Source organism: Streptomyces prunicolor NBRC 13075 (assembly GCF_000367365.1).
GTDB classification, from domain to species: Bacteria; Actinomycetota; Actinomycetes; order Streptomycetales; family Streptomycetaceae; genus Streptomyces; species Streptomyces prunicolor.
Window position 1 is genome coordinate 53,915 of record NZ_BARF01000099.1, and the last position, 25,268, is coordinate 79,182.

A 25,268-nucleotide genomic window follows, 5' to 3' on the forward strand; every position below is an offset into this window, starting at 1 on the left:
AATACCTGAGAGCTACGACGCAGGTGAGCTCCCTGGTGTGACGCGGACGACGTGCCCCGATCCGTAATTTTCCTTCCAGATGAGCCCGGCGGTCGGCCGGGCGGACCGGGAGGGGAGACGGGGATGAGGGCGGGGACGGGGCTCGATACGGGGGTGGGGCTCGACACGGGGACGGCGCTCGGGTCGGGGGTGGCGCTCCGGTCGGGGGCGGCCGAGGCGGCAACTGCCGAGCCGGATACGGAAGTTGCCGGGGCTGCCGTGCCGCGGGCGAGCAGGCGTCGCCGTACCGGCAGATGGCGTCGTGCCCTGCTCGCCGCGTTCGTCACCGGTGCCGTGGTGATCCCCCTCTCGGCCGCGGCGCAGCCGGTGATTCCCGCGCCGGTGCCTGCCGTGCTCCCTCCGCTCACGGCGGGCACGTTGGACGAGGTGTATGCCGCCAACCGGGCCAATGCCGCCGAGGCGTCCCGGATGGCCGGCGCCGACGGCGACGACCGTCGTGCGGCGGCGGACCGCGGGATGGCCGATCCGGATCGTGACTTCCTCGCGTTCGACGGCCGCGGGTCGGGTCAAGCGACCGGAGTCTTCGGCGACTTGGCGCACGCCGACCGCGTGGCCGTCCTGGTCCCGGGTTCGGACACCACGCTCGACACCTACGACCGCTTCCGCGCGACCGCGCTCAACCTGCACAGCCAACTGACCCGGGACGCCCCCAACTCCCGTACGGCGGTGGTCTCCTGGCTCGGCTACGACACCCCGCGCACGGTGAGCAGCACCGTCCTGACGCCGACCAGAGCGGACCAAGCGGCCCCACACCTACGGGAGTTCGTACGCCAGCTGCACACCATCACCGGCCGCGAGGCGCACCTCACGCTCGTGTGCCACTCGTACGGCACGGTCGTCTGCGGCCGGGCCGCCCCCGGTCTGGCCGTGTCCGGCATCACCCTGATCGGCAGCCCCGGTACGGGAGTTGACTCCGCCGCCGGCCTGCACACCCCGGCCCGCGTCTGGGCGGCACGCGGCGCCGACGACTGGGTCGGCGGTGTCCCGCACGTCAGCGCGGACCTGTTCGGCACGACCGTCGGCTTCGGCACCGACCCGGTGTCCCCGGCGTTCGGCGCCCAGGTCTTCGCGGCCGGCGACGTCGGCCACAGCGACTACTTCGCCCCGGGCACGGCCTCCCTGGCCAACCTCGCCCGGATCGTCCTGGGCGAGACCTCGGAGGTGACCCATGCGTGAGCAGACCCTGAGCCACACGACGGACGGGACACGGCGGATACAGCGGATGCGGCGGATACGGAGGATGCGGCAGACACGGCGGATACGGCTCGACACTGATCGCATACGGCGCGGCGCCGCCCGTGTCGACGCCGGCACCCCGCCCGGCCGGGACCGTGCCGTGGACGCCCTGCGCGCCTTCGCGATCCTCGGTGTCGTTCTGGGCCACTGGCTGGTGACGGCGCTGGTCGCGGACAGCGGCACGCTGCACACGGCGAGCCCGTTGCAGGACATGCCGTGGCTGGCGCCCATCTCCTGGGTGTTCCAGACGCTGGCGGTGTTCTTCCTGGTGGGCGGGCATGTGGCGACCCGTGGTTACGCCTCCGCGCGGGCCCGGGGCGCAACGTACCGTCAATGGCTGACCGGCCGACTGTCCCGGCTGTTCCGGCCTGCGGCAGCCGTCCTCACCCTGTGGACGGTGACGGCCGTCGCGCTGCTCCTGTCCGGCACGGACTTCGAAACGGTCCGCACCCTGGTCAAGCTGGCGCTGTCGCCGCTGTGGTTCCTGGTCGTGTTCGCGGGGCTGACGGCGGCCACTCCGTTCCTGACCCGGCTGAACCCGCTGTGGCCGCTGGCCGTCGTACTGCACGTGGACCTGATCCGTTTCGGGCTGGGCGGCCCGTCCTGGCTCGGCTGGGTGAACGTGGCGGCCGGCTGGCTGGTGCCGTACACCCTGGGCGCGGCATGGACCCGGGGGGAGTTGGACCGTGCCCGAGCGGGCTGGGTCCTGCTGGCGGGCGGTGCGGCGGCGACGGCGGCGCTCGTCCTCTGGGCGGGCTACCCGGCGTCGATGGTCGGCGTCCCCGGCGGCACGATCTCCAACCTGGACCCGCCGACCCTGGCCGCCGTCACCTTCGGCCTGGCCCAGTGCGGCCTGGCCCTGCTCCTCCGTGACCGCCTGCGCCGCACGATGCGCCGCCCGCTCGCCTGGTCGGCGGTGGCCCTGGTCAACCTCTCCGCGATGACGATCTTCCTCTGGCACCAGACAGCCCTGATGGCCACCACGGCCACGACCATCCCCGCGGGCCACCTGCTCGGCCTGCACACCCGCCCCGACGAGCTGACGTGGGTCGCGGCCCGAGTGGCCTGGCTCCCGGTGTTCGCACTCGCCCTGACGATCTGTTGGACGGCGTTCAGGACGTACGAACAGGATCCGCGCCCGCGCACGGTCCGTACCGGCATCCGTACTCGCGCCCGCGCCCGCACCCGCATCCGAGCGAAGACCCCTCACCGTGCCTAGGGTTGACCGGATGAACGCAGCCGCCGACGGTGCCGAGCCCTCGCGCACCGCACCCACTCTGTTCCCGGGACACCGCTGGCTGCGTCACGTCACGTACGTCCTCGTCTCCCTCGCCGCCCTCGGCCTCTCCCTGGCCGGCATGGACGAGACGATGAGCGCGTACGAACTGGGCGCGCTCCAGGGTCTGTTGGCGGGCTTCGGGCAGGGCGTCGCCCTGGTCCTCGCCCTGCGTCGGCCCGTTCCCGCCTGGGCGCTGTCCCTCACCGCGACGGCTGTCACCGCGCTGGCCGCACGTGCGGCCATGGATCCCCGCGCCGCCCTGCCCGACGGCTCGTCCCCGGGCCCGGACTGGCCCTGGAGCACCACCGAAATCATCGTCCAGGCCGTCGTACTCCTCCTCCTGGCGCTGCGCGTACCCACTCGCAGAGCCCTCGCCGCGCTGGCCGCGACCGCGCTGACGACGTTCGTCATCCAGGGGGTGCTCGGCGCCCAGAGCTACTCCTCGACGGGCACGGTCGCGGTCGCCGTCTGCGCGGTGGCCGTCCTCGTCGGCACCGCCCTGCGCGGTCGCAGTGAGGCCCGTACCCAACTCGTGGAGCAGGTGACGATCACGGCGGAGGAGCGCAACCGCCGCACCCTCCTGGAGGAGCGCAGCCGTATCGCGCGCGAACTGCACGACGTGGTCGCCCACCACATGTCGGTGATCTCCATCCAGGCCCAGGTCGCGCCCCTCCTGGTCGAGAACCCGTCGGAGGAACTCAAGGAGAACCTCGACGGCATCCGGCAGAACGCCCTCGAAGCCCTCGCCGAACTGCGCCGGGTCCTCGGCGTGCTCCGCTCGGCGAACCCGGAGTATCCCGACGACCCGTACGCCGTGGGCGGCGCCGGCACCGGTGCCGCCCCCGACGCCCCGCAGCCCACCCTGGACCGCCTGGACGCCCTCCTCGAGAACACCAGGGCCGCCGGTCTCGACGTACGCAGCGAGGTCAGGGGCGAGGCGCGGGCGCTGGCACCCGGCGTGGAGCTGTCGGCGTACCGGATCATCCAGGAGGCGCTCAGCAACGCGCTGCGGCACGCGCCCGGTTCCACGGTCGTCGTCGAGGTCACCCACGCCCCCGAGGGGCTGGAGCTGACGGTCACCAACTCCCGCCCGCAGCAGGCCGCCCCGCCCTCGCCGGGCGCCGGGCACGGCCTGCTCGGGATGCGGGAGCGCGCGATGATGCTCGGCGGACACCTGACCGCGGGGAGAACGTTCCAGGGCGGCTTCACGGTCGTCGCGTTCCTGCCGAGGGACGGCGTCGCGCTCCCCGACGAACCCGTTGACCCCGACGAACTCGCCGCCCCCGAAATCATCTTCCCGACAGGAGACGAGAAACCATGACGAGCGGCACCAGCGGCACCACCGGCGCCATCCGCGTACTCATCGCCGACGACCAGCAGATGGTCCGGCAGGGCTTCACCGTGCTGCTCAACGCCCAGCCCGGCATAGAAGTGGTCGGCCAGGCGGTCGACGGCCTGGACGCGGTGGCCAAGGTCGCCGAACTCGCCCCGGACGTCGTCCTCATGGACATCCGCATGCCCGAACTCGGCGGCATCGAGGCCACCCGCCGCATCACCGTCGCGACCCCGCAGATCAAGGTGCTGGTGCTCACCACCTTCGACCTCGACGAGTACGTCTACGAGGCGCTGCGGGCGGGCGCCTCCGGCTTCCTCCTCAAGGACGCGTCCGCCGATCAACTGGCCGAGGCGGTACGGGTGGTGGCGGCCGGCGACGCGCTGCTCGCGCCCGGTGTCACCCGGCGTCTGATCGCCGAGTTCTCTCGGCTGAACGGGACACCGCGCACCCCGCTCAAGTCACGCGTCGGCGACCTCACCGAGCGCGAGACGGAGGTCCTCGCGCTGATCGCGCAGGGCCTGTCGAACGCGGAGATCGCCGAGCATCTGATCGTCGCCGAGCAGACCGTGAAGACCCATGTGGGCCGCATCCTGGTGAAGTTGGGGCTGCGGGACCGCACGCAGGCGGCGGTGTTCGCCTACGAGTCGGGGCTGGTCCGGCCGGGCGGCGGCCGCTGAAGCCACGGCGACCACGGGAGCCACGGCGCCCACGGGAGCCACCCGTGCCCGTGAAACCAGGCCGTCAGGCATACCCGTAGTACTTGAGACGGACGGACCAGGACCCTTCTCACAGGTGACGACGGCTACCCGCCCCGCCGCCTACCGTTTTGAATGTGACCGAGACGACCCACACGCAGATGACGCCGCAGGACAGCGCGTTCGAGGCCTATCAGCCGCGCAGCCCGGAATTCCGGGCTGCCGTGGACGCCCTGCGCGGGATGCGGCAGGACCTGTTCCACGACGCCTTCGCCTACCGCCCGCTGCCCCGATCCACCGCCGACGGCCGGCTGACCCGGCGCCTGAAGGGGCGGGCGCGGGAGTACGCGGCCTGGAGCCCGCACGCCCTGATCACCGCGGCCGGCCTGCTCGCGATGTTCATCGCGACGAACGACGAGGCCCGCGGCGCGGGCAGCAACATGATCCTCGGCCTGCTCGCCCTGGCGCCGGTGCTGCTGACCATGGTGCGGCCGGTCGGCGCGTTCTGGCTGTCCATGGCCGCGACCCCGATCGCCACCGCCCTGGCGACCGAGTTCGACGACGAGTGGCCGTGGCGGAACGGCAGCTTCATCTGCCACCTGGCCGTGCTCACGATCGTGGCGATACGCACCCGACCGCGCACGGCCGCCTGGATGTGGGCGCTGACGGCGTTCTACGGCATCGGCGCCACCATCGTCGCCGGCGGCCACACCTTCGGCTCGGACACCGCGCAGATGCTGTTCCTCTCCGCCCTGGTCCTGTTCGGCGTCACGGTCCGCCACATACGCCACGACGCCGAGCAGGAGGTGACCGCCCAGCAGACGGTCACCGCGCACGAGCGGTCAAGGCGCACGCTGCTGGAGGAGCGCACGACGATCGCCCGCGAGCTGCACGACGTGGTCGCCCACCACATGTCGGTGGTCGCCATCCAGGCGGAGGCCGCGCCCTACCGCGTGGAGAACCCGCCGCCGGAGCTGGAGCGCGCGTTCGTCACGATCCGGGAGAACGCGGTGGCGGCCCTGACCGAGCTGCGCCGCGTCCTGGGCGTGGTGCGCGCGGAGGACTACGAGGCGCCCGACGCCCCGCAGCCCACCCTCGCCGACATGGACGCGCTGCTCGCCAATGTGCGCGACGCCGGCCTGAGCGTCGACAAGGCGGTGACGGGGGCGGTGCGTGAACTCCCGCAGGGCGTCGAGCTGTCGGCGTACCGGATAGTGCAGGAGGCGTTGAGCAACACCCTGCGGCACGCGCCCGGTGCGAGTGCCCGGGTGGAGATCGGTTACGTGCTGGGCGGGCTGGGCCTGCGGATAGTCAACGGCCCGATGCCCGAGCCGAGCCTGGTCAAGCCCTCGCCCGGCGCCGGGCACGGCATCACCGGGATGCGCGAGCGGGTGTCCATGCTGAACGGCGAGATGACGACGGCCCCGGCGGACGGTGGCGGCTACGAGGTGACGGTGTTCCTGCCGGTGCCGATGCCGAGTGCGAGCGAACCGGTCCCGAGCGCGAGCGAACCGGCGCCGGGTGCGAGGGAAGGTGACGTATGACGATCCGCGTGCTGATCGCGGACGACCAGATGATGGTGCGCGAGGGCTTCTCGGTCCTGTTGGGCGCGATGCCGGACATCGAGGTCGTCGGCGAGGCGGTGAACGGACGCGACGCGGTCGAGCGGGTGCGTGAACTGGCCCCGGACGTCGTCCTGATGGACATCCGCATGCCGGAGATGAACGGTATCGAGGCGACCCGGGAGATCGTCGCCGCGGACGGCGCGGCGAAGGTGCTGGTGCTCACCACGTTCGACCTCGACGAGTACGTGTACCAGGCGCTGCGGGCGGGCGCCTCCGGCTTCCTCCTCAAGGACGCCTCGGCACGTCAACTGGCCGACGGGGTAAGGGTGGTGGCGGCCGGCGAGGCGCTGCTGGCGCCCTCCGTCACCAAGCGGCTGATCACGGAGTTCTCGAAGCTGTCCGAGACACCCCGCCTGATGCCGGCCGCGCAGCAGGGGTCGTACGGGGATCTGACCGAGCGGGAGACGGAGGTGCTGGTCCTCATCGCGCAGGGCTTGTCGAACGGGGAGATCGCCGAGCGGCTGGTGGTCGCCGAGTCGACGATCAAGACCCATGTCAGCCGGGTCCTGGTGAAGTTGGGGCTGCGGGACCGTACGCAGGCGGCGGTGTTCGCGTACGAGGCGAGGCTGGTGAGACCGGGGTAGGGACAGGTTCCTCGCAGTCCGGGCGGGCTCTGAGGGGACGTTGATCAGCGGCGGAGGGTTCCGTTCGAGAGTGGTGGACAGCAACAGGGGTAACCGCTCCCCGCCGGCCGCCTGCGCGAGGGTGGCCGCCGAGTAGCACGCGCGGCCATGGTCCGGTACGACGGCCCGCCGCACGCGGCACGCAGTTCCCGCAGCTGATGCGCGAGCCGCTGCACGGCTCCGGCCTCGGGGTCCACAGGCTGCTCGGGACGTCCCATCGCACCACCAATCGCCCGTACCTGGCAGGGCCGCCATGATGCAAACATCAAGAAGTGAGGAGTGGGCCGGGACCGGGGCGCAGGCCCCGCGATATTCACCACAAGTCCACAGGCGGTACGGCCACGGGCCGGGGCACCCCTGGTCAGCAGCCCGTCCAGCGCTTGGCGTCCGTCGATGGCACCTGCTGACGACCTCGCCTTCGCCCCCTGGGACCCGGCGTTCGTGTCCGACCCGTACCCCGCCAACACCGCACTGCGCGACCACCGCCTCTGCCGCACGTATCAACACCGCTTCACCCACGAGGACTTCGGCCGTACGGCATCGCCGCCCGAGCACGAGCCCTTCCGCATCCTCAACGGCGTTCACCTCGCGCACGGTTGAGCAACGGAAGCCGAGGTGAAGACGGCCGCCCTTCCGCATGCCGACAACCTCCGCCGACAGCAGGGGCTTACGGCGTCGTGGCCCGGTACGCCGACCACAACTCCTCGGCGGTCACACACTGGCCGCTGTCCACGGCGCAGGTGGCACAGCCGCTCGCGTGGTCGATGTACGCCCGGTACGCGGTCTGTGTTCGGATGAACACGGCGTTGCCGGCGACACGTTGGAGGTGGCCGGCGCCGCCGGTGCCGTCTCTCCACTGCGACTCGGTCGTGCTCACGGCTGCCTCCGCCGGTGGGGGCCGGCGTGCCGGCGGAGTTCCACGTTGCAGTCCGAGACCTTCGAGTAGTCCCCGGCCGCCGCAGCCGCGGCCCGCTGCTCCGCGAGCGCACCGCACACCTTGCAGCGCGGGCTCGGGTCCGGCCACTCGGCGGGCAGGGGAAGGTCGACGGGCGGGCTCATCGTCGTCGTGCTCATCGTGGTGCCTCCGTGGGGGCTCGGTAGCCGCCGGGGCCGAACGCGGCGGCGAGGGCCGCGGGATCGGTGAGCAGGCCGGATCCGTCGGGGCGGTTCAGCCATAAGCGGCCCTCCACTCCCCATCCGGTGGGCGGGCAGTCCAGCGTGCATCCGGTGGGCTGGACGGTGATCTGCCGTACGTCGGCCAGTTCCTCGGCGGCGGCCGGTGCGACGAGCCACCAGGCCGTGTCCGTCTCGACGTCGGCGAGGACCGGGCCGCGGTGTTCGCCGCGGATCCGGTTGAGGGCGCGCATCGTGGGGAGGAGCCGCGTCTCGGCCGCAAGCCAGTGGGTGCCGGTGGCGATCGGGGCCAGGGCTTCCTTGTTCCACGTCATGCGGACGAGGGTCGGGTGCGCGGAGCAATCGGCGAGCCATGAGTCCCCGGCCTCGTACACCTCCGCGAACCGCATCGTCGGGTGGGCCATGTCGAGCACCGTAGGCAGCACGATTGCGTACTCGCGCGTCGATTGTGCGGGATTGCGCACGTGGTCACGCGGGGTGCGTCGGGTTGCTCACGTGAGGTCGGAGAAGCGCGCCCGGGCCCGGTCGATCAGCCGGTGCGCCTGGTGGTCGAAGATGGCCGACTCGTGCATCAGCTCCCACGTCCTGCGGCACAGCGCGACGTCCTCGGCGGAGTCGAGCGACAACTCGGCGCTCCATGTGTCGGCGACAACGAGCTGTTCGTCGATGATCCAGAACCCGTGCTTCGGGGAGAACGGCGTGCGCGCCCCCAGCGGGATGACGCCGAGGGTGACGGTGTCGAGACCGATGAACCCGCTCAGCCGGTGCAGTTGCACGGCCATGGCCTCGGGGGCGCACCGTGCGACGTGCAGGGCGGCTTCCCAGATCAGCGCGTGGAAGTGGTGGCCCGGCTCGTAGATGGTTTCCTGGCGCTTCATACGGGCCCGTACGCCTTCGTCGATGTCGCGGGGCGTACCGAGCCGGTTGGACACGTCGGTGAGGACGCCGCGGGCGTAGTCGGGGGTCTGGAAGATGCCGGGGATGATGCCGGACTCGAAGATGCGGATCGTCTGGGCCTGCGCCTCTTGGACGCGATGGCCTTCCTGCACGGCGCGGTGGCCGGCCGAGAGCTGTCGGCGCCAACTGCGGTACGAGGTCTGGAGGTTGCGCACGCTGCGCCGCAACTCGTCTGCGACGTGGGCCGTTCAGCGCCTTGGGCCCACGTCTCGGCGTCAGCCTCGGTCGCGGTCTGCTTGCCGTTCTCCAGGCGGGAGACCTTGGAGCGCTGCCAGCCGAGGCGTCCGGCGAAGTCCTTGCCGTTCAGCCCGGTCTCGGTGCGCAGCTCACGCAGCCGCGCGCCGAGCGCCTCACGGGCCTGCTGGTAGTCGGTGCTCACCCACTCGAAGTTACCTGCGCGAGGAAGTCCTCGCGCCTGATCGCGAAGTGCCAGGCGGCATCCCGGATCTGACAGAACTGCACGACGCGCGTGGGGTCTTCGACGAGTTCGGCACCGAGGTACTCGTCCGTCCCGTCGAAGTGGAGGACGAGCGCGCGGCGGGCGTCGAACAGCCAGAAGTCGACCGTCGGCAGGCCGGCCTTGTCGGCGTCCGTGCGCCACAGGTTGCGGATGTCCTCGCCAGCTTTGTTGCTGCCGGCCGCGGTGGCGAGCAGGAAGAGCTGTTCCCTGGTCGGCGGGTGGTCGACGATCCGGACGCGCTCGAACCTCTTGCCCTGCACGGTCTGCGCGCGAACGATGGCGTACCAGGGGCGATGCGAGTCGTCGGGTACCTCCTCGGTCTCGAGGTAGCGGCGGTACTTCTCGCCGGCACGGTCGGAGGCGTAGCCGCGGCGGGTCTCCAGCCGCCAGGCGGTGTGCTCGAACTTCTCGAAGTAGCTGCCGAACGTGCTGTCGTCGATGAACTCCGGCACGCGTTCTACTCCTTGGGGGCGAAGCGAGTGAGCAGTTCGCGCGGGATCCGTACGAACGACTCGCCGTCGAGGACGTTCTGCAACTGCGCCACGTCCTCCGCATCGGTCACGGTGTAGCCCTGCACGACGATGTCTCTCGAGACGGTCATTCATGAGATGGCCCTCCGTGTCCACGTGGCCGATCTCGGGACCTCGCGGGCTCAACTCCGCTTCATCCTGGACAGAATCGAAGAGGGCTGTGCCAGCGTGCGGGTCGTCCCCTTCGGCAGGGAAGGTTTCGCCGGTGCCGGAGCTTCGCTGATGTACCTGGGGGGTTCGGTGCCCCGGTTGGACACGGGGCTGCGTGACTCGCCGACCGGCGTTGAGTTCTGCGATGCGGAGGCGCAGTTGAGGCAGCTTCGGACGTTGTTCCATAAGGTTGAGGAAGTGTCGCTGGACACCTCGGCGTCTCGGGACTTCATCCACCAGCTGGCTAAGGAACTGTAATCAACTGGCGTAAGTCGACGTACTCCAGCGGCGGCGAGGGCGACACCTGCGTCGAGATAGCGGAACTCCCCACCCGCACAGCCGTCCGCGACTCCAAGTCGCCCACCCGTGCCACCCTCTCCTTCCCCACCCCCGCCTTCACCGCCCTCGTCGAGCACATCAAGGGCGGTCGGCACCGTGATCGTTTCTGCGGTGAATCGACCCCGCCGGTCGGGTGAACGACCGTCCCCGTGGCTGTCGTTGAGGCCTGTGGTCCCGCTACATCAGACGCATGATCAAGCACCTGGAGCGCGCCCTGACCGCGCTCGCGCTGACCGCTCTGCCCCTTCTGGCCGGCACTTCGCCCGTTGCGGCCGAGGGGGTCCCGCAGTACTTCCAGATCACCACGCACCTGAACGGCAAGTGCCTCGCCACCAACGGCGACAACGTCGAGGTCCAGCGGTGCAACGACGGCACCGGCAACCAGCTCTGGTACTGGAGGAACGGAAAGGTACTGGTCAACGGCGCCGAGCAGCACTGTCTCGACGTCAAGAACGGCGAGGTGAACGCGGCGGCCCAGGCGGTCGGCGACTGCCACGGCCTGGCCAACCAGCGCTGGTACAAGGACGGCGACCGGCTGCGCACCGAGGTCAACAACCAGTGTCTGAGCATCCAGAACAACGGTGACCAGAGCGAGCACGCGGGGATCAACGTCCGTAACTGCGGCTCGAACACCTGGCAGTGGTGGCGGGTGCCCAACCCGTCCTGAGCGGAGCCCGCACCACGACGAACGATCCACGGGGGCGCCGGTCCCCGTGGGTCCCGCAGCCTCCTGGGTCACCGGGATCACCGAGGTAGCCCCTGGTCAGACCGGGTGCTGCCGGGCTAGCGTCCGTGCATGGCAGCCTTTGACCCCTGGGACCCCGCGTTCGTCGACGACCCGTACCCCGCCTACGCCGAACTGCGCGACCGGGGCCGGGTCACCTACTACGAGCCGACGGACCAGTGGCTGGTCCCCCGCCACGCGGACGTCTCGGCGCTCCTGCGCGACCGCCGCCTCGGCCGCACCTACCAACACCGCTTCACCCACGAGGACTTCGGCCGTACGGCGCCGCCGCCCGAGCACGAGCCCTTCCACACCCTCAACGACCACGGCATGCTCGACCTGGAGCCCCCGGACCACACCCGCATCCGGCGCCTGGTCTCGAAGGCGTTCACCCCGCGCACGGTCGAGCAACTCAAGCCCTACGTCAGCCAGTTGGCGGCAGAACTGGTGGACGCTCTGGTGGCGAAGGGCGGCGGCGATCTACTGACGGACGTGGCCGAACCGCTCCCCGTCGCAGTCATCGCCGAGATGCTCGGCATCCCGGAGTCGGATCGCGCCCCGCTGCGCCCCTGGTCGGCGGACATCTGCGGGATGTACGAACTCAGCCCGTCCGAGGACACGGCGGCGAAGGCGGTCCGCGCGTCGAACGAATTCTCCTCGTATCTACGCGAGTTGATCGCGGCCCGCCGCAAGAACCCGGGCGACGACCTCATCTCCGGCATGATCGCGGCCCACGACGAGGACGACGACCGCCTCACCGAACAGGAGCTGATCTCCACCGCCGTACTCCTGCTGAACGCGGGCCACGAGGCGACGGTGAACTCCACGGTGAATGGTTGGTGGGCGCTGTTCCGCAACCCGGAGCAGTTGGCGGCCCTGCGCGCGGACCACTCCCTCATCCCCTCCGCCGTCGAGGAGTTGATGCGCTACGACACCCCGCTCCAGCTCTTCGAGCGGTGGGTGCTGGACGAGATCGAGATCGACGGTACGACGATCCCGCGCGGCGCGGAGATCGCGATGCTGTTCGGCGCGGCCAACCACGACCCGGCGGTCTTCACCGACCCCGAGCGCCTGGACCTCACCCGCGCGGACAACCCGCACATCAGCTTCAGCGCGGGCATCCACTACTGCATCGGCGCACCCCTGGCCCGTATCGAACTCGCCGCTTCCATGGGGGCGTTGCTGGAGCGCGCCCCGACGCTGCGCCTGGCGGCGGAGCCGGAACGCAAGCCGAACTTCGTGATCCGGGGGCTGGAGGGGCTGAGTGTCGAGGTGGGGTAACAGCCCTTCGTAGCCCACGAGTTGGATCTACGTGCTGTCTGAGTTGGGCCTACGTCGCCGACCCGCCCCGGGGTCCCCGGACCTGCCGGCCGCCCGTGCGGGTCGGGCCGGCGGCGGGTGCCTTCCGCAACCGCTCGACGTGCTGCTGCTGGATGTCGCGGGAGAAGGTCAGATAGTCGATGACCAGTTCCAGCTGCTCGGGGGTGTAGCGGTCGAAGACCTTCCGGCCGGCGTCTTCGAGGAACGGCCCGATCAGGCCGAAGGCGCACTGGGTCGCCTCCGGGGTGACCCGGATCAGGGTCTTGCGCCGGTCGTCGGGGTGCGGCGTGCGGGTGAGATAGGCGAGCTTCTCCAGCCGGTCGAGCATCGTGGTGACGCTCCCGGTGGTCAGGCCCAGCTGTCGGCTCAGTTCACGCGGGGTGATCTCCTCGACCGCGAAAAGGATCTCCAGGCAGCGCAGATCGGTCTCGTTGACCCCCATGAGCCGGGCCAGCTCGCGGTCGAAGTCGTCGACGGCGCTCTGGTAGGCCTGCACGGCCGCGCCCAGCCGCGCTTCGACCGCCCCTGAGGTCGCCCCCGAGACCGACTCCGCCCCCGAGACCGACCCCGAGGCGGCGTCCGAGCCCGCGTCCGACTCCGTTCCGCTTGACATTCGAGATATCTCCCTGCATCGTAACTATCGGTTATTAGCTTGAAAGCCAAGATGTATGAAAGTCAAGCAGAACTGACCGACCCGAGGAGTCCACGCCATGTCGTCCAGCACGACCAACCCCATGAACGTAGCCGCTGACGACGGCAGCGGGCCGGTGCCCTATCCCAAACGGTGGGCGGCGGCGTTCGTGATGATCCTCGCCGCGCTGCTGGACATGATCGACGGATCGATCGTGAACACCGCGCTGCCCTCCATCGGTAAGGGCCTCAAGGCGACCCCGGCCGATCTCCAGTGGACCGTGTCCGCGTACATGCTCGGCTTCGCCGCCACGCTGATCATCGCCGGGCACCTGGGCGACCGCTACGGCCGCAAGAAGCTGTTCCTGCTCGGCGTCACCGCGTTCGCGCTGACGAGCCTGGCCAGCGCGCTGGCGACCTCGGCCGGGGTGCTCGTCGCCTCGCGCGGACTCCAGGGCGTGGCCGCGGCCGTGATCATGCCGCAGATCCTCGCCTCGTTCCGCACGATGTTCGACGGCGAGGAACGCGGCAAGGCCTTCGCCCTGTACGGCGCGATCGCCGGCATCTCCACCGCCGTGGGCGTGCTGCTCGGCGGCGTACTGACCGACTGGGACCTTTTCGGCTGGGGCTGGCGCACGATCTTCGTCATCAACCTCCCGCTGGCCGCCCTGGTCCTCGTCCTCGGCGCCAAGTGGATCCCGGCCTCCAAGGACCACGCCTTCACGGGCCGCATAGACCTGCCCGGCAACCTGGTCCTGGCCGCGGGCCTGGTCGCGATCGTGCTCCCGCTGGTCCAGGGCCGTTCCAACGGTTGGCCGCTGTGGGGCTGGCTCTGCCTGGCGGCGGGCGTGGCGGCGATCGCCTTGCTGACGCTCTCGGAGAAGCGCCGGGGCATCGAACACCCGCTCCTCCCCACGGACTTGTTCAAGAAGCCCGCCTTCAGCGCCGGCCTGCTGGTCCAACTCCTCTTCTACGGCGGCATGTCCGGCTTCTTCCTGGTCTTCACCATCTGGCTGCAGTCCGGCCAGGGCTACACCCCCACGCAGGCCGGTCTGCTGATGGTCGCCTTCAGCGCGGGCTCGATCCTGTCCGCCCCCGCCGTCGACCCGCTGGTCGCCAAGTTCGGCCGCAGCGTGCTGATCCTGGGCGCCCTGGTGATGGCGGGCGGCCTGTTCTGGGTCCGGCACGTGGCGCAGGACTCCGCCCAACTGCACACCGGCGCCTGGCCGTTGGTGCCGGGACTGTTCCTGGCCGGCGTCGGCCTGATCTTCCTGATCATCCCGCTGGTCAACACGATCCTGAGCACCGTGCCGAGCGACCTCGCGGGCGGCGCCTCCGGAATCCTCTCCACCGCCCAGCAGTTCGGCGGAGCGCTCGGAGTCGCCGTCATCGGCAACGCCTTCTTCTCCCCCGCGGACAAGGGCCTCACCGACGCCATCACGCACGCGGGGCCCTGGGCGATCGGCGCGTACGTGCTGTGCGCGGTCCTGTGCCTGGCCCTGCCCCGCAAGGCAGTTGGCAACCAGGCCGAGGCCGCCGCCTGACCTCTACCTCAACAACCACCTCAACAACCACCTCGACGACCACTTCAACAGGCCACTGCCCTACGGCAGTTGTGCCCCATCCCGTCCCGTCCTGCACGAACGAACGAAAGAGACCCCCATGTCCGAGAAGACCACCCCCACCGAGATCCTCACCCCCACCGAGAAGCTCACCCTCCAGACCGCGGCCCACGGCGTCGTCTCCCTGATGGCGGCGGCCGACCCCGGCCTGATCTCCTCCACCCGCTCCGGAATGGCCGGCGGCAAGGCGCTGTCGTCGGCGACCGGCCTGGTCGGTCACGTCCTCGCCGAGAAGCTCAAGGGCCTTGATCTGGACGGCAGTTCCACCGCTGATCTGGCCGACCACACCTTCACCGCGCTGACCGCCTCGATGACCCTCCTCAAGACCAAGGCACCCGCCGAGGCCGAGAACTTCCACGCCACCATCACCACGATCATGGAGGCCGCCTCCCGCGCTCACAAGGGCGGCGCCGGGCCCGCCGAGACCGCCATGATCCGGAAGATCACTGCTGCTCTCGACAACGCCTGATCACCTGCGCTGTCATGCCATGCCCCGCCCCGCCCTGCCCCACACGTCAGTCGCGGGTCGCGCCCTCGGGCCAGAGGATCTGCACGGGTACGTCGTGCTCCCGCGCATAGGTGACGACGTCGGCGGTGCCGCCGTAGCCGCGGGCGGGGCTGCCGTCCCAGACGGCGAGGAGTACGTCGACCCGGTCCACGAGGAGTTCGCTGCCCGCCATGTGGGCGTCGGGGCCGGAGGCGTCGAGTCCCGTGCGGTGGGCCTCCGTGGCTCGGCGGAGGAGGTCGTCGTAGGTGGAGTGGTGCCAGGCGGGCAGGTCGGCGCGGTACCTCGCGGCAGGCAGGACGACTTCGAGCCGCCCGCCGTGGTCGAGGACGGCCCGGGCGAACCAGGTATCCGGACCGTCGGCGATACAACTGACGCCCACCAGACCCGCGTTGCCGGGTTCGGTGCCGGTGCCGGTGCCGGTGCCGTACGCCGTGACCGCCTCCTCGATGAGCGCGCGCACCGTCCGCTCCACCTCGCCGGACAAGCCGCGGTGTCCGGTGATCCCGACTCTCATGGGGCGGTGACTCCTGCTGTGTGAGGGGGAGTTCGGGAGCTTCGGACGATCGCGATCTCCGCCGTGTCGCGGACGCCGACCGCGCGCAACGCGTCGATGAAGACCTCCGCGAGCCAGGCCGCGGCGTCCGGGGTCCACTCGGGCAGCGCGCACGAGAAGGCCGTACGGTCACGCGCTCCGGCTCGGTGTTCGACATGTTCTACGTGTTCCGCGCGGAGCTGTCCGTGGCCGCGCTGGACGACCAGTTCGCGCAGGTCGAACCGAGTGTCCGGCGCGAGCCGCATCGGCACCCGCACCGTCAGCCCCGTGAAGTCCAACTCGCCCACACGGCCCAGGGATTCGACCATGACCCGGGTCAACGGCAGCACAGGCAGGTGTTGTTCGCGCAGGTCGGTCGCGGGATACACGGTCAGCCAGGCGAGTTGCCGTACCCGGCCGTCCTGCGACCAGTCCCCGCCGGCGTCCGCATGCCCCCAGCGCTGCCCGCCGAGTTCGGCACCGGCGCTGAAACGGGTGGAACTCCAGCCGTAGGCGGCGGCCCGTTTGACCGCCGGCCCGAACAGGTCCGCGTCCAGGTCGTGGTCCGCGCCGACCTGCCCGATCCAGGCGTGTTCGCGCGGCACGCCGTAGACCTCGGCGGTCATCGTGAGGTCGACGGGGTCCTCCGTGCTCGTGTCCAACGCCGTTTCCTCTCGGCTCAGTTGGGCGCCGCCCGAGAGTGCTATCCGGCGCGCTGCACCAGGGCCCAGATGCCGAGCGACACCAGGACCCCACCCAACACCGCCAGCGGCAACTCGGCGTACAGGACACTCCAGTCGGGGCTCGCCTCGAAGCGCTGGAAGCGGGCCCGGACGTCGTACGACCACACCGCCAGCCCAACTCCCGCGCCGAGTACGGCGGTCAGACATCCTCCGGCGGCCTGCGCGCGTTGTCCCATGCCCGGGACGGACGCGTGCGGTGCGCCGAAGGTTCCCGGTCGAAGTCCCCGTCGAATTCCCGGTCGGGTTCTCGATCGTGTTTCCGGTCGTGTTCTCGGTCAGGTGGTGAGGTCGCGGCGGCGTAGAGCCGTCAGGCCTACGGCGACCAGGGTGGCGGCGATCGCCGTGAGGACGATCACGGGGCCCCACGCCATGTCTCCGCCCGGGAGCTTCGGCAGGTGGCCGAAGGGGGAGACATTCAGGACCGCCTGCGGGAGGTTCAGCGCGGGGCCGATCCAGCCGAGTGCGAGGGCCAGTCCGGCCGTTGCCCAGGATGCCGGGGACAGGCGCGGGGAGATTCCGTGGAGCAGGACCGCGAGCGCGCCCAGGGACCAGATCGCCGGGAGTTGGACCAGGGTGGCGGCCAGGATCGGGCCCGGTTCGGCGCCGTAGCCCAGGGTCAGGCCGAGGCCGCTCAGCAGCATGATGACGACCGCGCCGACGAAGGCGATCGTCAGGTGGCCGGCGGCCCAGCGCAGCCGGCCGACCGCGTTCGCGAGGATCGGTTCGGCGCGCTGGCCGGTCTCCTCGCTGTGCAGCCGTAGGACCGACGAGACCGCGTACAGCGCGGCGAGCATGCCGAACATGCCGACCATCGTGGCCAGGAACGCGTCCTCGATGCCCGACTGGCCGCCCATCCGCTCGATGACCTCGCGGGTCTTGGCGTTGTCCCCGACCAGGTCCGCCGCGCCCTTCGTGATGCCGCCGAAGGCGACCCCGGCCGCGAAGAAGCCCAGGCCCCAGCCCAGTACGCTGCCCCGCTGGAGCCGCCAGGCCAGTGCGCCCGCCGTGCCGAGGCGGCCCTGGGCCGGGCCGGGGCGGGCTGCGAAGAAGCTCATTCCCACGTCTCGGCGGCCCGCCAACTCGTAGGCGACTACGCCCTGTACGAGGGTCGCGGCGGCGAACAGGGTCAGTACCCACCACCGTTCCGCCGCGAACGGGCGCAGGTTCTCCAGCCAGCCGATCGGGGAGATCCAAGTCGCGGGGGAGGAGCCATCGTTGGTGGTCGAGTCTCCTACGGCGCGGAGGACGAAGGCCGCGCCCAGCAGTCCACCGGTCAGGCCCTTCGCCAGCCGCCCGCTGTCCGTGAACTGCGCGACGATCGCCGCCAGCGTCGCGAACACCATGCCGACTCCGCCGATGCCGAGCCCGAGGGCCAGCGCTCCCGCCGATCCCTGGCCGGCCATACCTCCCGCGATCAGCAGCGCCAGCGCGGAGTTGGCGACCAGCGCCGTCAACAGCGCCGCCGTCAGTGGCGCCCGGCGGCCGACCATCGCCGAGGAGACGAGTTCCTGGCGGCCGCTCTCCTCCTCGTCACGGGTGTGCCGTACGACGACGACCAGGCTCATGATCCCGGCGAGGATCGCGGCGTAGCCGCCGATGCGCCAGGCGGTGAGGCCGCCGAGGGAGTCGTTGAACACCGGGCCGTAGGTCGCGCGCAGCGAGCTGTTGGTGAGCATCTGGCGGGCGATGTCGGCGCGTTCGGCCGGGGTGGAGTACACGCTCTTCAGGGAGCCGGGGAGGGAGAGGACCAGCAGGCCGGTCACCGCCACCCAGGCCGGGACCACCACGCGGTCGCGGCGCAGGTTGAACCGCAACAGGGCGCCGGTGCCCGCCAGTTGGCGCGAGCCGCTGACACCGGTGCGTGCGGGGAACGCGGCGGCCGTCATGCCGTCTCCTGGTAGTGGCGGAGGAACAGCTCCTCCAGCGTCGGCGGCTTCGAGGTCAGGGAGCGCACGCCGGACTCGCTCAACGACCGCAGCACGGCGTTCAGTTGGTCGGCCTCTACCTGGAGGCGGACGCGGTGGCCTTGGCTGTTCTGAATTTGCTGGATGGCGAGGTCGTGCACGCCGGGGATGGACGCCAACCCGTTGGGCGCGCCGGTGAGTTCGGCCGTCACGCTGGTGCGGGTGAGGTGGCGCAGGTCGGACAGCGAACCGCTCTCCACCGTGCGGCCCTTGCGGATGATGCTCACCCGGTCGCACAACTCCTCCACCTCGCTGAGGATGTGGGAGGAGAGCAGGATCGTACGACCCCGGTCGCGCTCCTCCTCCACGCAGCGCTGGAAGACCTCCTCCATCAGGGGGTCGAGGCCCGAGGTCGGTTCGTCGAGGATCAGGAGGTCCACGTCCGAGGCGAACGCGGCGACGAGGGCCACCTTCTGGCGGTTGCCCTTGGAGTACGTGCGGCCCTTTTTGGTGGGGTCGAGTTCGAAGCGGTCGATCAGTTCGGTGCGCCGGGACTTGTCCAGTCCGCCGCGCAACTTGCCGTAGAGATCGATGACTTCGCCCCCGGAGAGGTTGCGCCACAGCGTCACGTCGCCGGGGACGTAGGCGACCCGGCGGTGCAGTTCGACGGCGTCGGTCCAGGGGTCGCGGCCCAGGAGCTGGGCCGCGCCCGAGTCCGCGTGGAGGAGGCCGAGCAGGACGCGGATCGTCGTGGACTTGCCGGAGCCGTTGGGGCCGAGGAAGCCGTGCACTTCGCCGGCCTCGACGTCCAGGTCGAGACCCGCGAGGGCTTGCGTCTTGCCGAACGACTTGTGCAGTCCGGAGACGGTGATTGCCTTCGTCATGGAGCCGAACGTACGCTTCTTTCAGAAATTTGTGAAGTTAAGGAAGCGTGTGAAGCGCGGGTAGGGTGGGTCCATGACGGATACATCTGGTGCGACGGACACCTCTGGTGGGCGGGACGCGGAGTCCGTGTCGAAGTTCGTCGAGTCCTTCGCGGCGCAGCTCGTCGAGGCGGGGATGCAGCGGATGCCGGCGCGGATCTTCGCGGCGCTGCTCTCCTCCGACGAGGGGGCGATGACCTCCGTCGAGCTGGGGGAGCAGCTGCGGATCAGCCCGGCGGCGGTGTCCGGTGGGGTGCGGTATCTGGCGCAGCAGCACATGGTGTCTCGCGAGCGTGAACCCGGTTCACGGCGCGAGCGGTACCGGGTTCAGGGCAACCAGTGGTACGAGGCGCTCACCAACCGCGAGGCCGTTCTCAAGCGGTGGGAGTCGGCGTTGGGCGAGGGGGTCACGAGTCTCGGCGCGGATACGCCGGCGGGGCGCCGTATGGCCGAGACGCTGGCGTTCTTCGAGTTCGTCGACGGGGAGATCGCGGCGATGATGGAGCGGTGGCGGGTTCACCGGGAAACACGCTTCGGTGGAGCCCCCTAAGGGGCGCGGAGCCGCACATCGATACAGCCCCGCGCCCCTGAAAGCAGGGAACCTCAGCGCTCCTTGGTTTCTTCGAGGACCGTTCGCCCCAGCAAGGCGTAACGCTCAGGCGCCCGGCGCTTCAGGTACTGGGCGTAGCCGATGCCCGTTGCCGCGACCAGCAGTACCAGCCACGGGGTCGCCTTCAGGACCAGGGAGTTGGACTCGGAGCCCGCCGCCACGCTCATGTTTGAGACCAGCAGCACGACGACCGCCAGCATCGCGATGCCTCCGAGGAGCGGAGCGGTGAACGTGCGGAACCAGTGCCGGCTCTCGGGGTGGTGGCTGCGGAAGTAGGCCAGGACCGCGAACGAGCACACCGCCTGCACCACGAGGATCGCCATCGTGCCGAGGATGGCGAGCAGGACGTAGAGCGCGTTGGCCGGGTCCTTGCTCGTGGCCCAGAACGCGAGGATCAGGACGGCGCTCACCACGGTCTGCACGAAGCCCGCGATGTGCGGGGAGCCGTGTTTGGCGTGGGTGCGGCCGACGGTGTTCTTGAGGGAGGGGAGGACGCCCTCGCGGCCCAGCGCGTACATGTAACGGCTGGCGCAGTTGTGGAAGGCCATGCCGCAGGCGAGCGAGCCGCTGATCATCAGCCACTGCATGAGGTCGACCGCCCAGTGGCCGACGTAGTGCTCGGTGGGGTTGAAGAAGAGGGCGAGCGGGTTCGCCGACGAGGCGACCTTGACGGCCTCGCTCTCGCCGTTGCCGATGATGGCCATCCAGGAGACGAAGACGTAGAAGACGCCGACGCCGAGGACCGAGATCATCGTCGCCTTGGGGATGATCTTCTTGGGGTCGCGGGACTCCTCGCCGTACATGGCCGTGGACTCGAAGCCGACCCATGACCAGAAGGCGAAGAAGAGACCGAGACCGGCGCTCGTCCCCTTGAACGCGTTGACCGGGTTGACCGGGCCGAAGGTGAAGCCGTGCGGGCCGCCGCCGTGCAGGGCGACCGAGATCGCCATCGCGGCGAGGACGGTCACCTCGGTGCCGAGGAGTACGACGAGCAGCTTCTCGGCGACCGAGACGCCGAACCACGTACCCGTCGCGTTGACCGCGAGCATGACGATCGCGAAGACCCACCACGGAACGTCAAGTCCCGTCTGGTCCTTGAAGGTTCCGGTGGCGAAGGTCGAGAAGATGCCGATGAGGGCCGGCTCGAACACCATGTACGCGAACGTGGCGAGCATCCCGGACGCGAGTCCGACGGTGCGGCCGAGGCCGTAGGAGATGAAGCCGTAGAAGGCGCCCGTCGAGGTGATGTGCTTCGCCATCGAGGTGAAGCCGACGGAAAAGATTGCCAGGACGACCATTGCGACGAGGTAGCTCGCCGGGGCGCCTATGCCGTTGCCGGACGAGACCATGAAGGGCACGTTGCCGGTCATCGCGGTGATCGGGGCGGCGGTCGCGACGGCCATGAAGACCACGCCCAGCAGGCCGATGGCGTTGGGCTTGAGCCGGTGAACGGCGCCGTCCTCGCTTGCTTTCGCCGCCGGGGCGACTGACTCGTCCACTGCCATCGGGATGGTTCCTCTCACGCTGCTCGGGTGGTGCACTGGACCGGAACTCTGTATGTCCAATGAGTCGTGAAAGGGTTGCGGGACGTTAAATGTTTGTCAACCAGACCTTTAGAAATCTGAGGAAATCTGGGGGCAACACGCGCCTCGTACGGTCGCCGACATGAGTACGTACACCTCCACCCTCGGCGGCCACCGCTACCGCTTCGGCTCCCTCGCGCGCCTGCTCGCCGCCGCGAGTCCGGAGCGTTCCGGTGACCGGCTGGCGGGGCTGGCCGCGTCGTCCGCCCAGGAGCGGGTGGCGGCGCGCTGGGCGCTGGCGGACGTACCGCTGACCGCGTTCCTCGCCGAGCCGGTGATCCCGTACGAGACCGATGACGTGACCCGGCTGATTCTCGACACGCACGACGCGGGTGCGTTCGCGGCGGTGGCCGGTATGACGGTGGGCGGGTTCCGGGAGTGGCTGCTGGCGGCGGATGCCGGTGAACTGGCCGCCGTAGCGCCCGGGTTGACGCCGGAGATGGTCGCGGCGGTGTCGAAGCTCATGGGCAACGCCGACCTGGTCGCAGTCGCGCGGAAGGTGCGGGTGGTGACCGCCTTCCGCTCGACGATCGGTCTGCCGGGGCGCCTGGCCACCCGCCTCCAGCCGAACCACCCCACCGACGACCCGGCCGGAGTCGCCGCGGCCCTGCTCGACGGACTGCTTCTCGGCTCCGGCGACGCGGTGATCGGCATCAACCCGGCGACGGACAGCCCGAAGGCGGTACGCGACCTGCTGGAACTGCTGGACGGAGTGATCCAGCGGTACGCCATCCCCACCCAGTCCTGCGTCCTGTCCCACGTCACGACGAGCATGGACCTGATGGAACGTGGGGCGCCGGTGGACCTGGTCTTCCAGTCCATCGCGGGTACGCAGGCGGCGAACGCGTCCTTCGGCGTCACGCTGGGGCTGCTCGACGAGGCGTACGAGGCGGCGAAGGCGCTGGGCCGGGGCACGGTCGGCTCGAACGTCATGTACTTCGAGACGGGCCAGGGCAGCGCACTGTCGGCGGACGCGCACCACGGCGTCGACCAGCAGACGGTGGAGGCACGGGCGTACGCGGTGGCCCGCCGCTACGACCCGCTCCTCGTGAACACGGTGGTGGGCTTCATCGGCCCGGAGTACCTCTACGACGGCCGCCAGATCCTCCGCGCGGCCCTGGAGGACCACTTCTGCGGCAAGGTGCTGGGCCTCCCGATGGGCCTGGACATCTGCTACACCAACCACGCCGACGCGGACGACGACGACATCGCCACGATGCTCACCATGCTCGGCGTGGCCGGCGCGTCCTTCGTGATCTGCACCCCGGGCGGCGACGACATCATGCTCAACTACCAATCCGCCTCGTACCACGACGCGTTGTACCTCCGCGAGGTCCTCGGGCTGCGCCCGGCACCGGAGTTCGAGGCCTGGCTCGGCTCGATCGGCCTGCTGGGCGAGGGCGGCGAGATCAGGGACGTGTCCGGTACGACCCACCCGTTGACGGCGATCGGAAGGGAACTGGCGGCATGACGACCAGTCAAGTGGCTTCGGTGGACCGGGACTTGTGGCCGTCCCTGCGCCGACACACCCAGGCGAGGATCGGCCTGGGCAGGGCGGGCACCGGCCTCCCCACCCACCACCGCCTGGAGTTGCAGGCGGCGCACGCGGCGGCGAAGGACGCGGTCCACTCCCCGTTCGAACCGGACGTGGTCGCGGAGGCGCTGCGCGGAGAACCGACCGTACGGGTCCGCAGCGCGGCCCCCGACCGCCTCACCTACCTCCAACGCCCTGACCTGGGCCGCCGGTTGGACCCGGCCGACCGTGCACACCTCCCGGTGGGGGAGTGGGACGTGGTCTTCGTCGTGGCCGACGGCCTCTCCAGCCGCGCGGTCCACGAGCACGGCGCGGCGATGGTCCGAGCGACGACGGCACTCCTGCCGACAGCGTGGCGGGTGGCCCCGGTGGTGTTGGCGGAGCAGGCGCGGGTTGCCCTGGGTGACGACGTCGCCTCGGCGATGGGCGCGACGATGGTCGTGGTCTTCGTCGGGGAGCGGCCCGGTATGTCGGCGGCGGATTCGTTGGGGGCGTATCTGACGTACCGGCCGATGCCGGGAGTGACCACGGACGCAGACCGGAACTGCCTCAGCAACATACGGCCGCCATTGGGCCTGACCTACGAGACGGCGGCGGCGAAGCTGGCCGGGTTGATGGGCAGGGCCAGTGAGTTGGAGATCACGGGGGTGGGGTTGAAGGATGAATCCGATCACATGGAAGTAAGTGAGCGACTACTCTAAGTCGCTGCTGTGGTGAGGGAGGTTCTTCATGTCCGGAGGCTTCCAGGGCTTGTTGGACGACGGTGATGAACTGCAGGTGCCTCCGGGCTACCGGGTCGAGATCATCAGGGGGAATATCGTTCTGTCACCCTGGCCGCCCGGCTACTACGCCGGGGTGATGGACCGGGTGTGCGAGCAGTTGGGTCCTCGCCTGCCCGAAGGGCACATCGCCTGTTCGGGACCACTGTTGTACGTCTTCCCGAGCGCGGAGCGCGCTTATGAACCGGACATTTACGTCGTGCACCGTCGAACGCTTCGGACGACGAGCAACCGTCTGGACGGCGCGGCGCTCGCCTTCGTCGCAGAGCTGACTCTCCCCTCCACCAGGGACATTGACCTCATTGACAAGGTCGAGACCTACGGCAAGGCGGGTGTCCCGGTCTACCTCCTCCTCGACATGCAGGAGGAGCAGGCCACCGTCTACTCGACTCCCTCCGCCAAAGGCTACGAGTCACGCTGCACGAGGGCGTTCGGCGAAGACCTCCCGGTCCCCGCCCCCTTCAACTGCACCCTCGACACGACAGGCTTCCAAGCCCCTACTTCACCGGCAACGTAAGCCCCCAAGCCCCCTCCCGCACAACCCACGTCCGCGTCCGCACCGGTCCGCTCACCACCGCATCCGCCCGGTACCGAAAATCCGCCCCGGACACGGTGACCGTCCGCCCCCGCGCGTACAGGGGCGAAGCCTCCGCCCCCACCGACACCGGCCGCACCTCCACCTCGGCGAACCCCGAGGCCCCGGGCGTCACGGAGATCCCCTCCACGGGCTGATCCAGATCCACCAGCGTCACCCCGTCCACCTCGACCCGCAGCCGCGCCGGAGCGAGCCGGGTCACACCGGCAAGCGGCTCCCGCGAAGGCCGCACCGGCACCAGCGTCCGTACCAGCGACTGACACGTCCGCAGCCACGACGCGGGCACGGAACCAGAACCGGAACCGAAGCCGGACCCGGACCCGGACCCGGACGAGGACGACGCCGTCACCGCATCCTCCTGATCCACCGGCGGAGCTCCCCGCATCGGAGGCAGCGACGGAATCCGCAAGGCCCCCAACACCACCCCGTCGCTGTCGTCCACCAGAAGATCCATCCGCCGTACGACCCCGTCGAGCACCGCCCGCGCAGCCGCCACCGCCCCCGTAGGCACCCCCAGCGCCCCCGCCAGGGACAGCCCACCCCCCACCGGCACCATCGACAGCGCACATCCGGCCAGCTCGCGCTGCCGGTGCAACAGGGACACCGCACGCATCAGCGCCCGGTCGTCGCCGACCAGCACCGGCCGGCGGGAGCCCCGCCGGGCCAGTACCCGGGCGAATTCCTCGGGCCCCTCCGGCAGGCACACCTTTGTCGCCGCACCCGCGCTGAGCACGTCTTTCGCGATGCGGACGGACTCCGCGTCGGTGCGTCGGGCGGCCGGATCGATGACGATCAGCAGCTGATCTGAAGTCGCGAAAGTCGCCACCTCGGCCATGC

At 70.2% G+C, this 25,268-nt stretch carries 29 protein-coding genes and 2 pseudogenes; 17 read left to right on the top strand and 14 right to left on the bottom strand.

The genetic code is table 11. The features are described from left to right. Window positions 1–258 precede the first annotated feature (258 nt). From SPR02S_RS42035 to SPR02S_RS42065, 7 genes and pseudogenes are all read left to right on the top strand, one after another. Window positions 259–1,236: an alpha/beta hydrolase gene (locus SPR02S_RS42035; protein WP_019063045.1), complete on the top strand. Its 978-nt coding sequence runs from the start codon at window positions 259–261 to the stop codon at window positions 1,234–1,236. Window positions 1,237–1,300: 64 nt separating this feature from the next. Further along, window positions 1,301–2,515: an acyltransferase family protein gene (locus tag SPR02S_RS57500; RefSeq protein ID WP_019063046.1), complete on the top strand. Its 1,215-nt coding sequence runs from the start codon at window positions 1,301–1,303 to the stop codon at window positions 2,513–2,515. 10 nt (window positions 2,516–2,525) lie between these two features. After that, the gene (locus SPR02S_RS57505; protein WP_019063047.1) at window positions 2,526–3,896 is read left to right on the top strand and encodes a sensor histidine kinase; all 1,371 of its coding nucleotides are present in this window, start codon (window positions 2,526–2,528) and stop codon (window positions 3,894–3,896) included. After that, window positions 3,893–4,588, top strand: coding sequence for a response regulator (locus tag SPR02S_RS42050; protein WP_019063048.1), 696 nt, complete (start codon window positions 3,893–3,895; stop codon window positions 4,586–4,588). The genes SPR02S_RS57505 and SPR02S_RS42050 overlap by 4 nt, the downstream gene beginning before the upstream one ends. A gap of 155 nt (window positions 4,589–4,743) precedes the next feature. After that, window positions 4,744–6,150 carry a sensor histidine kinase gene (locus tag SPR02S_RS57510; protein WP_019063049.1) on the top strand — a complete coding sequence of 469 codons (1,407 nt, stop codon included), beginning with the start codon at window positions 4,744–4,746 and terminating at the stop codon, window positions 6,148–6,150. Next, window positions 6,147–6,815, top strand: coding sequence for a response regulator (locus SPR02S_RS42060; protein ID WP_019063050.1), 669 nt, complete (start codon window positions 6,147–6,149; stop codon window positions 6,813–6,815). The genes SPR02S_RS57510 and SPR02S_RS42060 overlap by 4 nt, the downstream gene beginning before the upstream one ends. A gap of 432 nt (window positions 6,816–7,247) precedes the next feature. Then, a pseudogene (locus tag SPR02S_RS42065) lies at window positions 7,248–7,430 on the top strand (cytochrome P450); the annotation flags it as partial. Between the two features lie 91 nt (window positions 7,431–7,521). On the opposite strand, the gene SPR02S_RS42070 reads toward SPR02S_RS42065, so the two are convergent. From SPR02S_RS42070 to SPR02S_RS64160, 6 genes and pseudogenes are all read right to left on the bottom strand, one after another. Next, window positions 7,522–7,731 (bottom strand): hypothetical protein, encoded by a 210-nt coding sequence (locus tag SPR02S_RS42070; protein WP_019063052.1) that lies wholly within the window; start codon window positions 7,729–7,731, stop codon window positions 7,522–7,524. Beyond that, on the bottom strand, window positions 7,728–7,928 hold the full coding sequence (locus tag SPR02S_RS42075; protein ID WP_019063053.1) for a hypothetical protein: 201 nt from the start codon (window positions 7,926–7,928) through the stop codon (window positions 7,728–7,730). Before SPR02S_RS42075 ends, SPR02S_RS42070 begins: the two co-directional genes overlap by 4 nt. Next, entirely contained in the window at window positions 7,925–8,392 is a 468-nt protein-coding gene (locus SPR02S_RS42080) for a hypothetical protein (RefSeq protein ID WP_019063054.1), read from the bottom strand. The genes SPR02S_RS42075 and SPR02S_RS42080 overlap by 4 nt, the downstream gene beginning before the upstream one ends. Before the next feature lie 87 nt (window positions 8,393–8,479). After that, window positions 8,480–9,324 (bottom strand): annotated as a pseudogene (locus SPR02S_RS57515) (helix-turn-helix domain-containing protein). Then, window positions 9,321–9,857 (bottom strand): DUF6879 family protein, encoded by a 537-nt coding sequence (locus SPR02S_RS42090; protein WP_019063056.1) that lies wholly within the window; start codon window positions 9,855–9,857, stop codon window positions 9,321–9,323. Before SPR02S_RS42090 ends, SPR02S_RS57515 begins: the two are co-directional and overlap by 4 nt. A 5-nt stretch (window positions 9,858–9,862) precedes the next feature. After that, entirely contained in the window at window positions 9,863–10,006 is a 144-nt protein-coding gene (locus tag SPR02S_RS64160) for a hypothetical protein (RefSeq protein ID WP_019063057.1), read from the bottom strand. Window positions 10,007–10,013: 7 nt separating this feature from the next. Between SPR02S_RS64160 and SPR02S_RS57520 the strand changes: the two genes are divergently transcribed. The 4 genes from SPR02S_RS57520 (at window position 10,014) to SPR02S_RS42110 (ending at window position 12,429) form a co-directional block, all read left to right on the top strand. Continuing rightward, on the top strand, window positions 10,014–10,343 hold the full coding sequence (locus tag SPR02S_RS57520) for a Scr1 family TA system antitoxin-like transcriptional regulator (RefSeq protein WP_019063058.1): 330 nt from the start codon (window positions 10,014–10,016) through the stop codon (window positions 10,341–10,343). Then, complete coding sequence (locus SPR02S_RS61015; protein WP_078623164.1) at window positions 10,343–10,561, top strand: DUF397 domain-containing protein; 219 nt, start codon at window positions 10,343–10,345, stop codon at window positions 10,559–10,561. The genes SPR02S_RS57520 and SPR02S_RS61015 overlap by 1 nt, the downstream gene beginning before the upstream one ends. 53 nt (window positions 10,562–10,614) lie before the next feature. Further along, window positions 10,615–11,091: an RICIN domain-containing protein gene (locus SPR02S_RS42105; RefSeq protein ID WP_019063059.1), complete on the top strand. Its 477-nt coding sequence runs from the start codon at window positions 10,615–10,617 to the stop codon at window positions 11,089–11,091. Window positions 11,092–11,220: 129 nt separating this feature from the next. Beyond that, window positions 11,221–12,429: a cytochrome P450 gene (locus SPR02S_RS42110; RefSeq protein WP_019063060.1), complete on the top strand. Its 1,209-nt coding sequence runs from the start codon at window positions 11,221–11,223 to the stop codon at window positions 12,427–12,429. A gap of 49 nt (window positions 12,430–12,478) precedes the next feature. On the opposite strand, the gene SPR02S_RS57525 is transcribed toward SPR02S_RS42110, so the two are convergent. After that, window positions 12,479–13,081: a MarR family winged helix-turn-helix transcriptional regulator gene (locus tag SPR02S_RS57525; protein WP_019063061.1), complete on the bottom strand. Its 603-nt coding sequence runs from the start codon at window positions 13,079–13,081 to the stop codon at window positions 12,479–12,481. Window positions 13,082–13,178: 97 nt separating this feature from the next. On the opposite strand from SPR02S_RS57525, the gene SPR02S_RS42120 reads away from it, so the two are divergent. Continuing rightward, entirely contained in the window at window positions 13,179–14,642 is a 1,464-nt protein-coding gene (locus SPR02S_RS42120; RefSeq protein ID WP_019063062.1) for an MFS transporter, read from the top strand. Between the two features lie 118 nt (window positions 14,643–14,760). Further along, the gene (locus SPR02S_RS42125) at window positions 14,761–15,189 is read left to right on the top strand and encodes a hypothetical protein (protein ID WP_019063063.1); all 429 of its coding nucleotides are present in this window, start codon (window positions 14,761–14,763) and stop codon (window positions 15,187–15,189) included. A gap of 46 nt (window positions 15,190–15,235) precedes the next feature. Here the strand turns inward: SPR02S_RS42125 and SPR02S_RS42130 are convergent, their stop codons facing one another. From SPR02S_RS42130 to SPR02S_RS42150, 5 genes are all read right to left on the bottom strand, one after another. Continuing rightward, window positions 15,236–15,742 (bottom strand): hypothetical protein, encoded by a 507-nt coding sequence (locus SPR02S_RS42130; RefSeq protein WP_019063064.1) that lies wholly within the window; start codon window positions 15,740–15,742, stop codon window positions 15,236–15,238. Beyond that, window positions 15,739–16,422, bottom strand: a complete 684-nt coding sequence (locus SPR02S_RS57530) for a hypothetical protein (protein WP_019063065.1) — start codon at window positions 16,420–16,422, stop codon at window positions 15,739–15,741. The genes SPR02S_RS42130 and SPR02S_RS57530 overlap by 4 nt, the downstream gene beginning before the upstream one ends. Before the next feature lie 41 nt (window positions 16,423–16,463). Continuing rightward, window positions 16,464–16,679, bottom strand: coding sequence for a hypothetical protein (locus SPR02S_RS42140; protein WP_019063066.1), 216 nt, complete (start codon window positions 16,677–16,679; stop codon window positions 16,464–16,466). 99 nt (window positions 16,680–16,778) lie between these two features. Continuing rightward, window positions 16,779–18,389 carry an ABC transporter permease gene (locus tag SPR02S_RS42145; RefSeq protein ID WP_019063067.1) on the bottom strand — a complete coding sequence of 537 codons (1,611 nt, stop codon included), beginning with the start codon at window positions 18,387–18,389 and terminating at the stop codon, window positions 16,779–16,781. Further along, complete coding sequence (locus SPR02S_RS42150) at window positions 18,386–19,291, bottom strand: ABC transporter ATP-binding protein (RefSeq protein WP_019063068.1); 906 nt, start codon at window positions 19,289–19,291, stop codon at window positions 18,386–18,388. The genes SPR02S_RS42145 and SPR02S_RS42150 overlap by 4 nt, the downstream gene beginning before the upstream one ends. 73 nt (window positions 19,292–19,364) lie before the next feature. On the opposite strand from SPR02S_RS42150, the gene SPR02S_RS42155 reads away from it, so the two are divergent. Then, window positions 19,365–19,880: a GbsR/MarR family transcriptional regulator gene (locus SPR02S_RS42155; RefSeq protein ID WP_019063069.1), complete on the top strand. Its 516-nt coding sequence runs from the start codon at window positions 19,365–19,367 to the stop codon at window positions 19,878–19,880. Window positions 19,881–19,933: 53 nt separating this feature from the next. Here the strand turns inward: SPR02S_RS42155 and SPR02S_RS42160 are convergent, their stop codons facing one another. Next, window positions 19,934–21,445 carry an APC family permease gene (locus tag SPR02S_RS42160; RefSeq protein WP_019063070.1) on the bottom strand — a complete coding sequence of 504 codons (1,512 nt, stop codon included), beginning with the start codon at window positions 21,443–21,445 and terminating at the stop codon, window positions 19,934–19,936. Window positions 21,446–21,605: 160 nt separating this feature from the next. Between SPR02S_RS42160 and SPR02S_RS42165 the strand changes: the two genes are divergently transcribed. Genes SPR02S_RS42165 through SPR02S_RS42175 form a run of 3 tightly spaced genes read left to right on the top strand, consistent with a single transcriptional unit; the run spans window position 21,606 to window position 24,353 of the window. Beyond that, a complete protein-coding gene (locus tag SPR02S_RS42165) occupies window positions 21,606–22,994 on the top strand; it encodes an ethanolamine ammonia-lyase subunit EutB (protein WP_019063071.1) in 1,389 nt (462 codons plus the stop codon). Continuing rightward, on the top strand, window positions 22,991–23,758 hold the full coding sequence (gene eutC, locus SPR02S_RS42170) for an ethanolamine ammonia-lyase subunit EutC (protein WP_019063072.1): 768 nt from the start codon (window positions 22,991–22,993) through the stop codon (window positions 23,756–23,758). Before SPR02S_RS42165 ends, eutC begins: the two co-directional genes overlap by 4 nt. Window positions 23,759–23,786: 28 nt before the next feature. Further along, complete coding sequence (locus tag SPR02S_RS42175; protein ID WP_019063073.1) at window positions 23,787–24,353, top strand: Uma2 family endonuclease; 567 nt, start codon at window positions 23,787–23,789, stop codon at window positions 24,351–24,353. Here SPR02S_RS42175 and SPR02S_RS42180 read toward each other — a convergent pair. After that, window positions 24,334–25,266 (bottom strand): diacylglycerol kinase family protein, encoded by a 933-nt coding sequence (locus SPR02S_RS42180; protein ID WP_019063074.1) that lies wholly within the window; start codon window positions 25,264–25,266, stop codon window positions 24,334–24,336. The genes SPR02S_RS42175 and SPR02S_RS42180 overlap by 20 nt on opposite strands. Window positions 25,267–25,268 lie beyond the last annotated feature (2 nt).

Bases quoted from the DNA above. Each gene is read 5' to 3' on its own strand.
- SPR02S_RS57500 (WP_019063046.1), top strand. From the start codon at position 1,301: ATGCGGCAGACACGGCGGATACGGCTCGACACTGATCGCATACGGCGC.
- SPR02S_RS57505 (WP_019063047.1), top strand. From the start codon at position 2,526: ATGAACGCAGCCGCCGACGGTGCCGAGCCCTCGCGCACCGCACCCACT.
- SPR02S_RS42050 (WP_019063048.1), top strand. From the start codon at position 3,893: ATGACGAGCGGCACCAGCGGCACCACCGGCGCCATCCGCGTACTCATC.
- SPR02S_RS42060 (WP_019063050.1), top strand. From the start codon at position 6,147: ATGACGATCCGCGTGCTGATCGCGGACGACCAGATGATGGTGCGCGAG.
- SPR02S_RS42075 (WP_019063053.1), bottom strand. From the start codon at position 7,928: ATGAGCACGACGACGATGAGCCCGCCCGTCGACCTTCCCCTGCCCGCC.
- SPR02S_RS42080 (WP_019063054.1), bottom strand. From the start codon at position 8,392: ATGGCCCACCCGACGATGCGGTTCGCGGAGGTGTACGAGGCCGGGGAC.
- SPR02S_RS64160 (WP_019063057.1), bottom strand. From the start codon at position 10,006: ATGACCGTCTCGAGAGACATCGTCGTGCAGGGCTACACCGTGACCGAT.
- SPR02S_RS57520 (WP_019063058.1), top strand. From the start codon at position 10,014: ATGGCCCTCCGTGTCCACGTGGCCGATCTCGGGACCTCGCGGGCTCAA.
- SPR02S_RS42105 (WP_019063059.1), top strand. From the start codon at position 10,615: ATGATCAAGCACCTGGAGCGCGCCCTGACCGCGCTCGCGCTGACCGCT.
- SPR02S_RS42110 (WP_019063060.1), top strand. From the start codon at position 11,221: ATGGCAGCCTTTGACCCCTGGGACCCCGCGTTCGTCGACGACCCGTAC.
- SPR02S_RS57525 (WP_019063061.1), bottom strand. From the start codon at position 13,081: ATGTCAAGCGGAACGGAGTCGGACGCGGGCTCGGACGCCGCCTCGGGG.
- SPR02S_RS42120 (WP_019063062.1), top strand. From the start codon at position 13,179: ATGTCGTCCAGCACGACCAACCCCATGAACGTAGCCGCTGACGACGGC.
- SPR02S_RS42125 (WP_019063063.1), top strand. From the start codon at position 14,761: ATGTCCGAGAAGACCACCCCCACCGAGATCCTCACCCCCACCGAGAAG.
- SPR02S_RS42130 (WP_019063064.1), bottom strand. From the start codon at position 15,742: ATGAGAGTCGGGATCACCGGACACCGCGGCTTGTCCGGCGAGGTGGAG.
- SPR02S_RS42140 (WP_019063066.1), bottom strand. From the start codon at position 16,679: ATGGGACAACGCGCGCAGGCCGCCGGAGGATGTCTGACCGCCGTACTC.
- SPR02S_RS42145 (WP_019063067.1), bottom strand. From the start codon at position 18,389: ATGACGGCCGCCGCGTTCCCCGCACGCACCGGTGTCAGCGGCTCGCGC.
- SPR02S_RS42150 (WP_019063068.1), bottom strand. From the start codon at position 19,291: ATGACGAAGGCAATCACCGTCTCCGGACTGCACAAGTCGTTCGGCAAG.
- SPR02S_RS42155 (WP_019063069.1), top strand. From the start codon at position 19,365: ATGACGGATACATCTGGTGCGACGGACACCTCTGGTGGGCGGGACGCG.
- SPR02S_RS42160 (WP_019063070.1), bottom strand. From the start codon at position 21,445: ATGGCAGTGGACGAGTCAGTCGCCCCGGCGGCGAAAGCAAGCGAGGAC.
- SPR02S_RS42165 (WP_019063071.1), top strand. From the start codon at position 21,606: ATGAGTACGTACACCTCCACCCTCGGCGGCCACCGCTACCGCTTCGGC.
- eutC (WP_019063072.1), top strand. From the start codon at position 22,991: ATGACGACCAGTCAAGTGGCTTCGGTGGACCGGGACTTGTGGCCGTCC.
- SPR02S_RS42175 (WP_019063073.1), top strand. From the start codon at position 23,787: ATGTCCGGAGGCTTCCAGGGCTTGTTGGACGACGGTGATGAACTGCAG.
- SPR02S_RS42180 (WP_019063074.1), bottom strand. From the start codon at position 25,266: ATGGCCGAGGTGGCGACTTTCGCGACTTCAGATCAGCTGCTGATCGTC.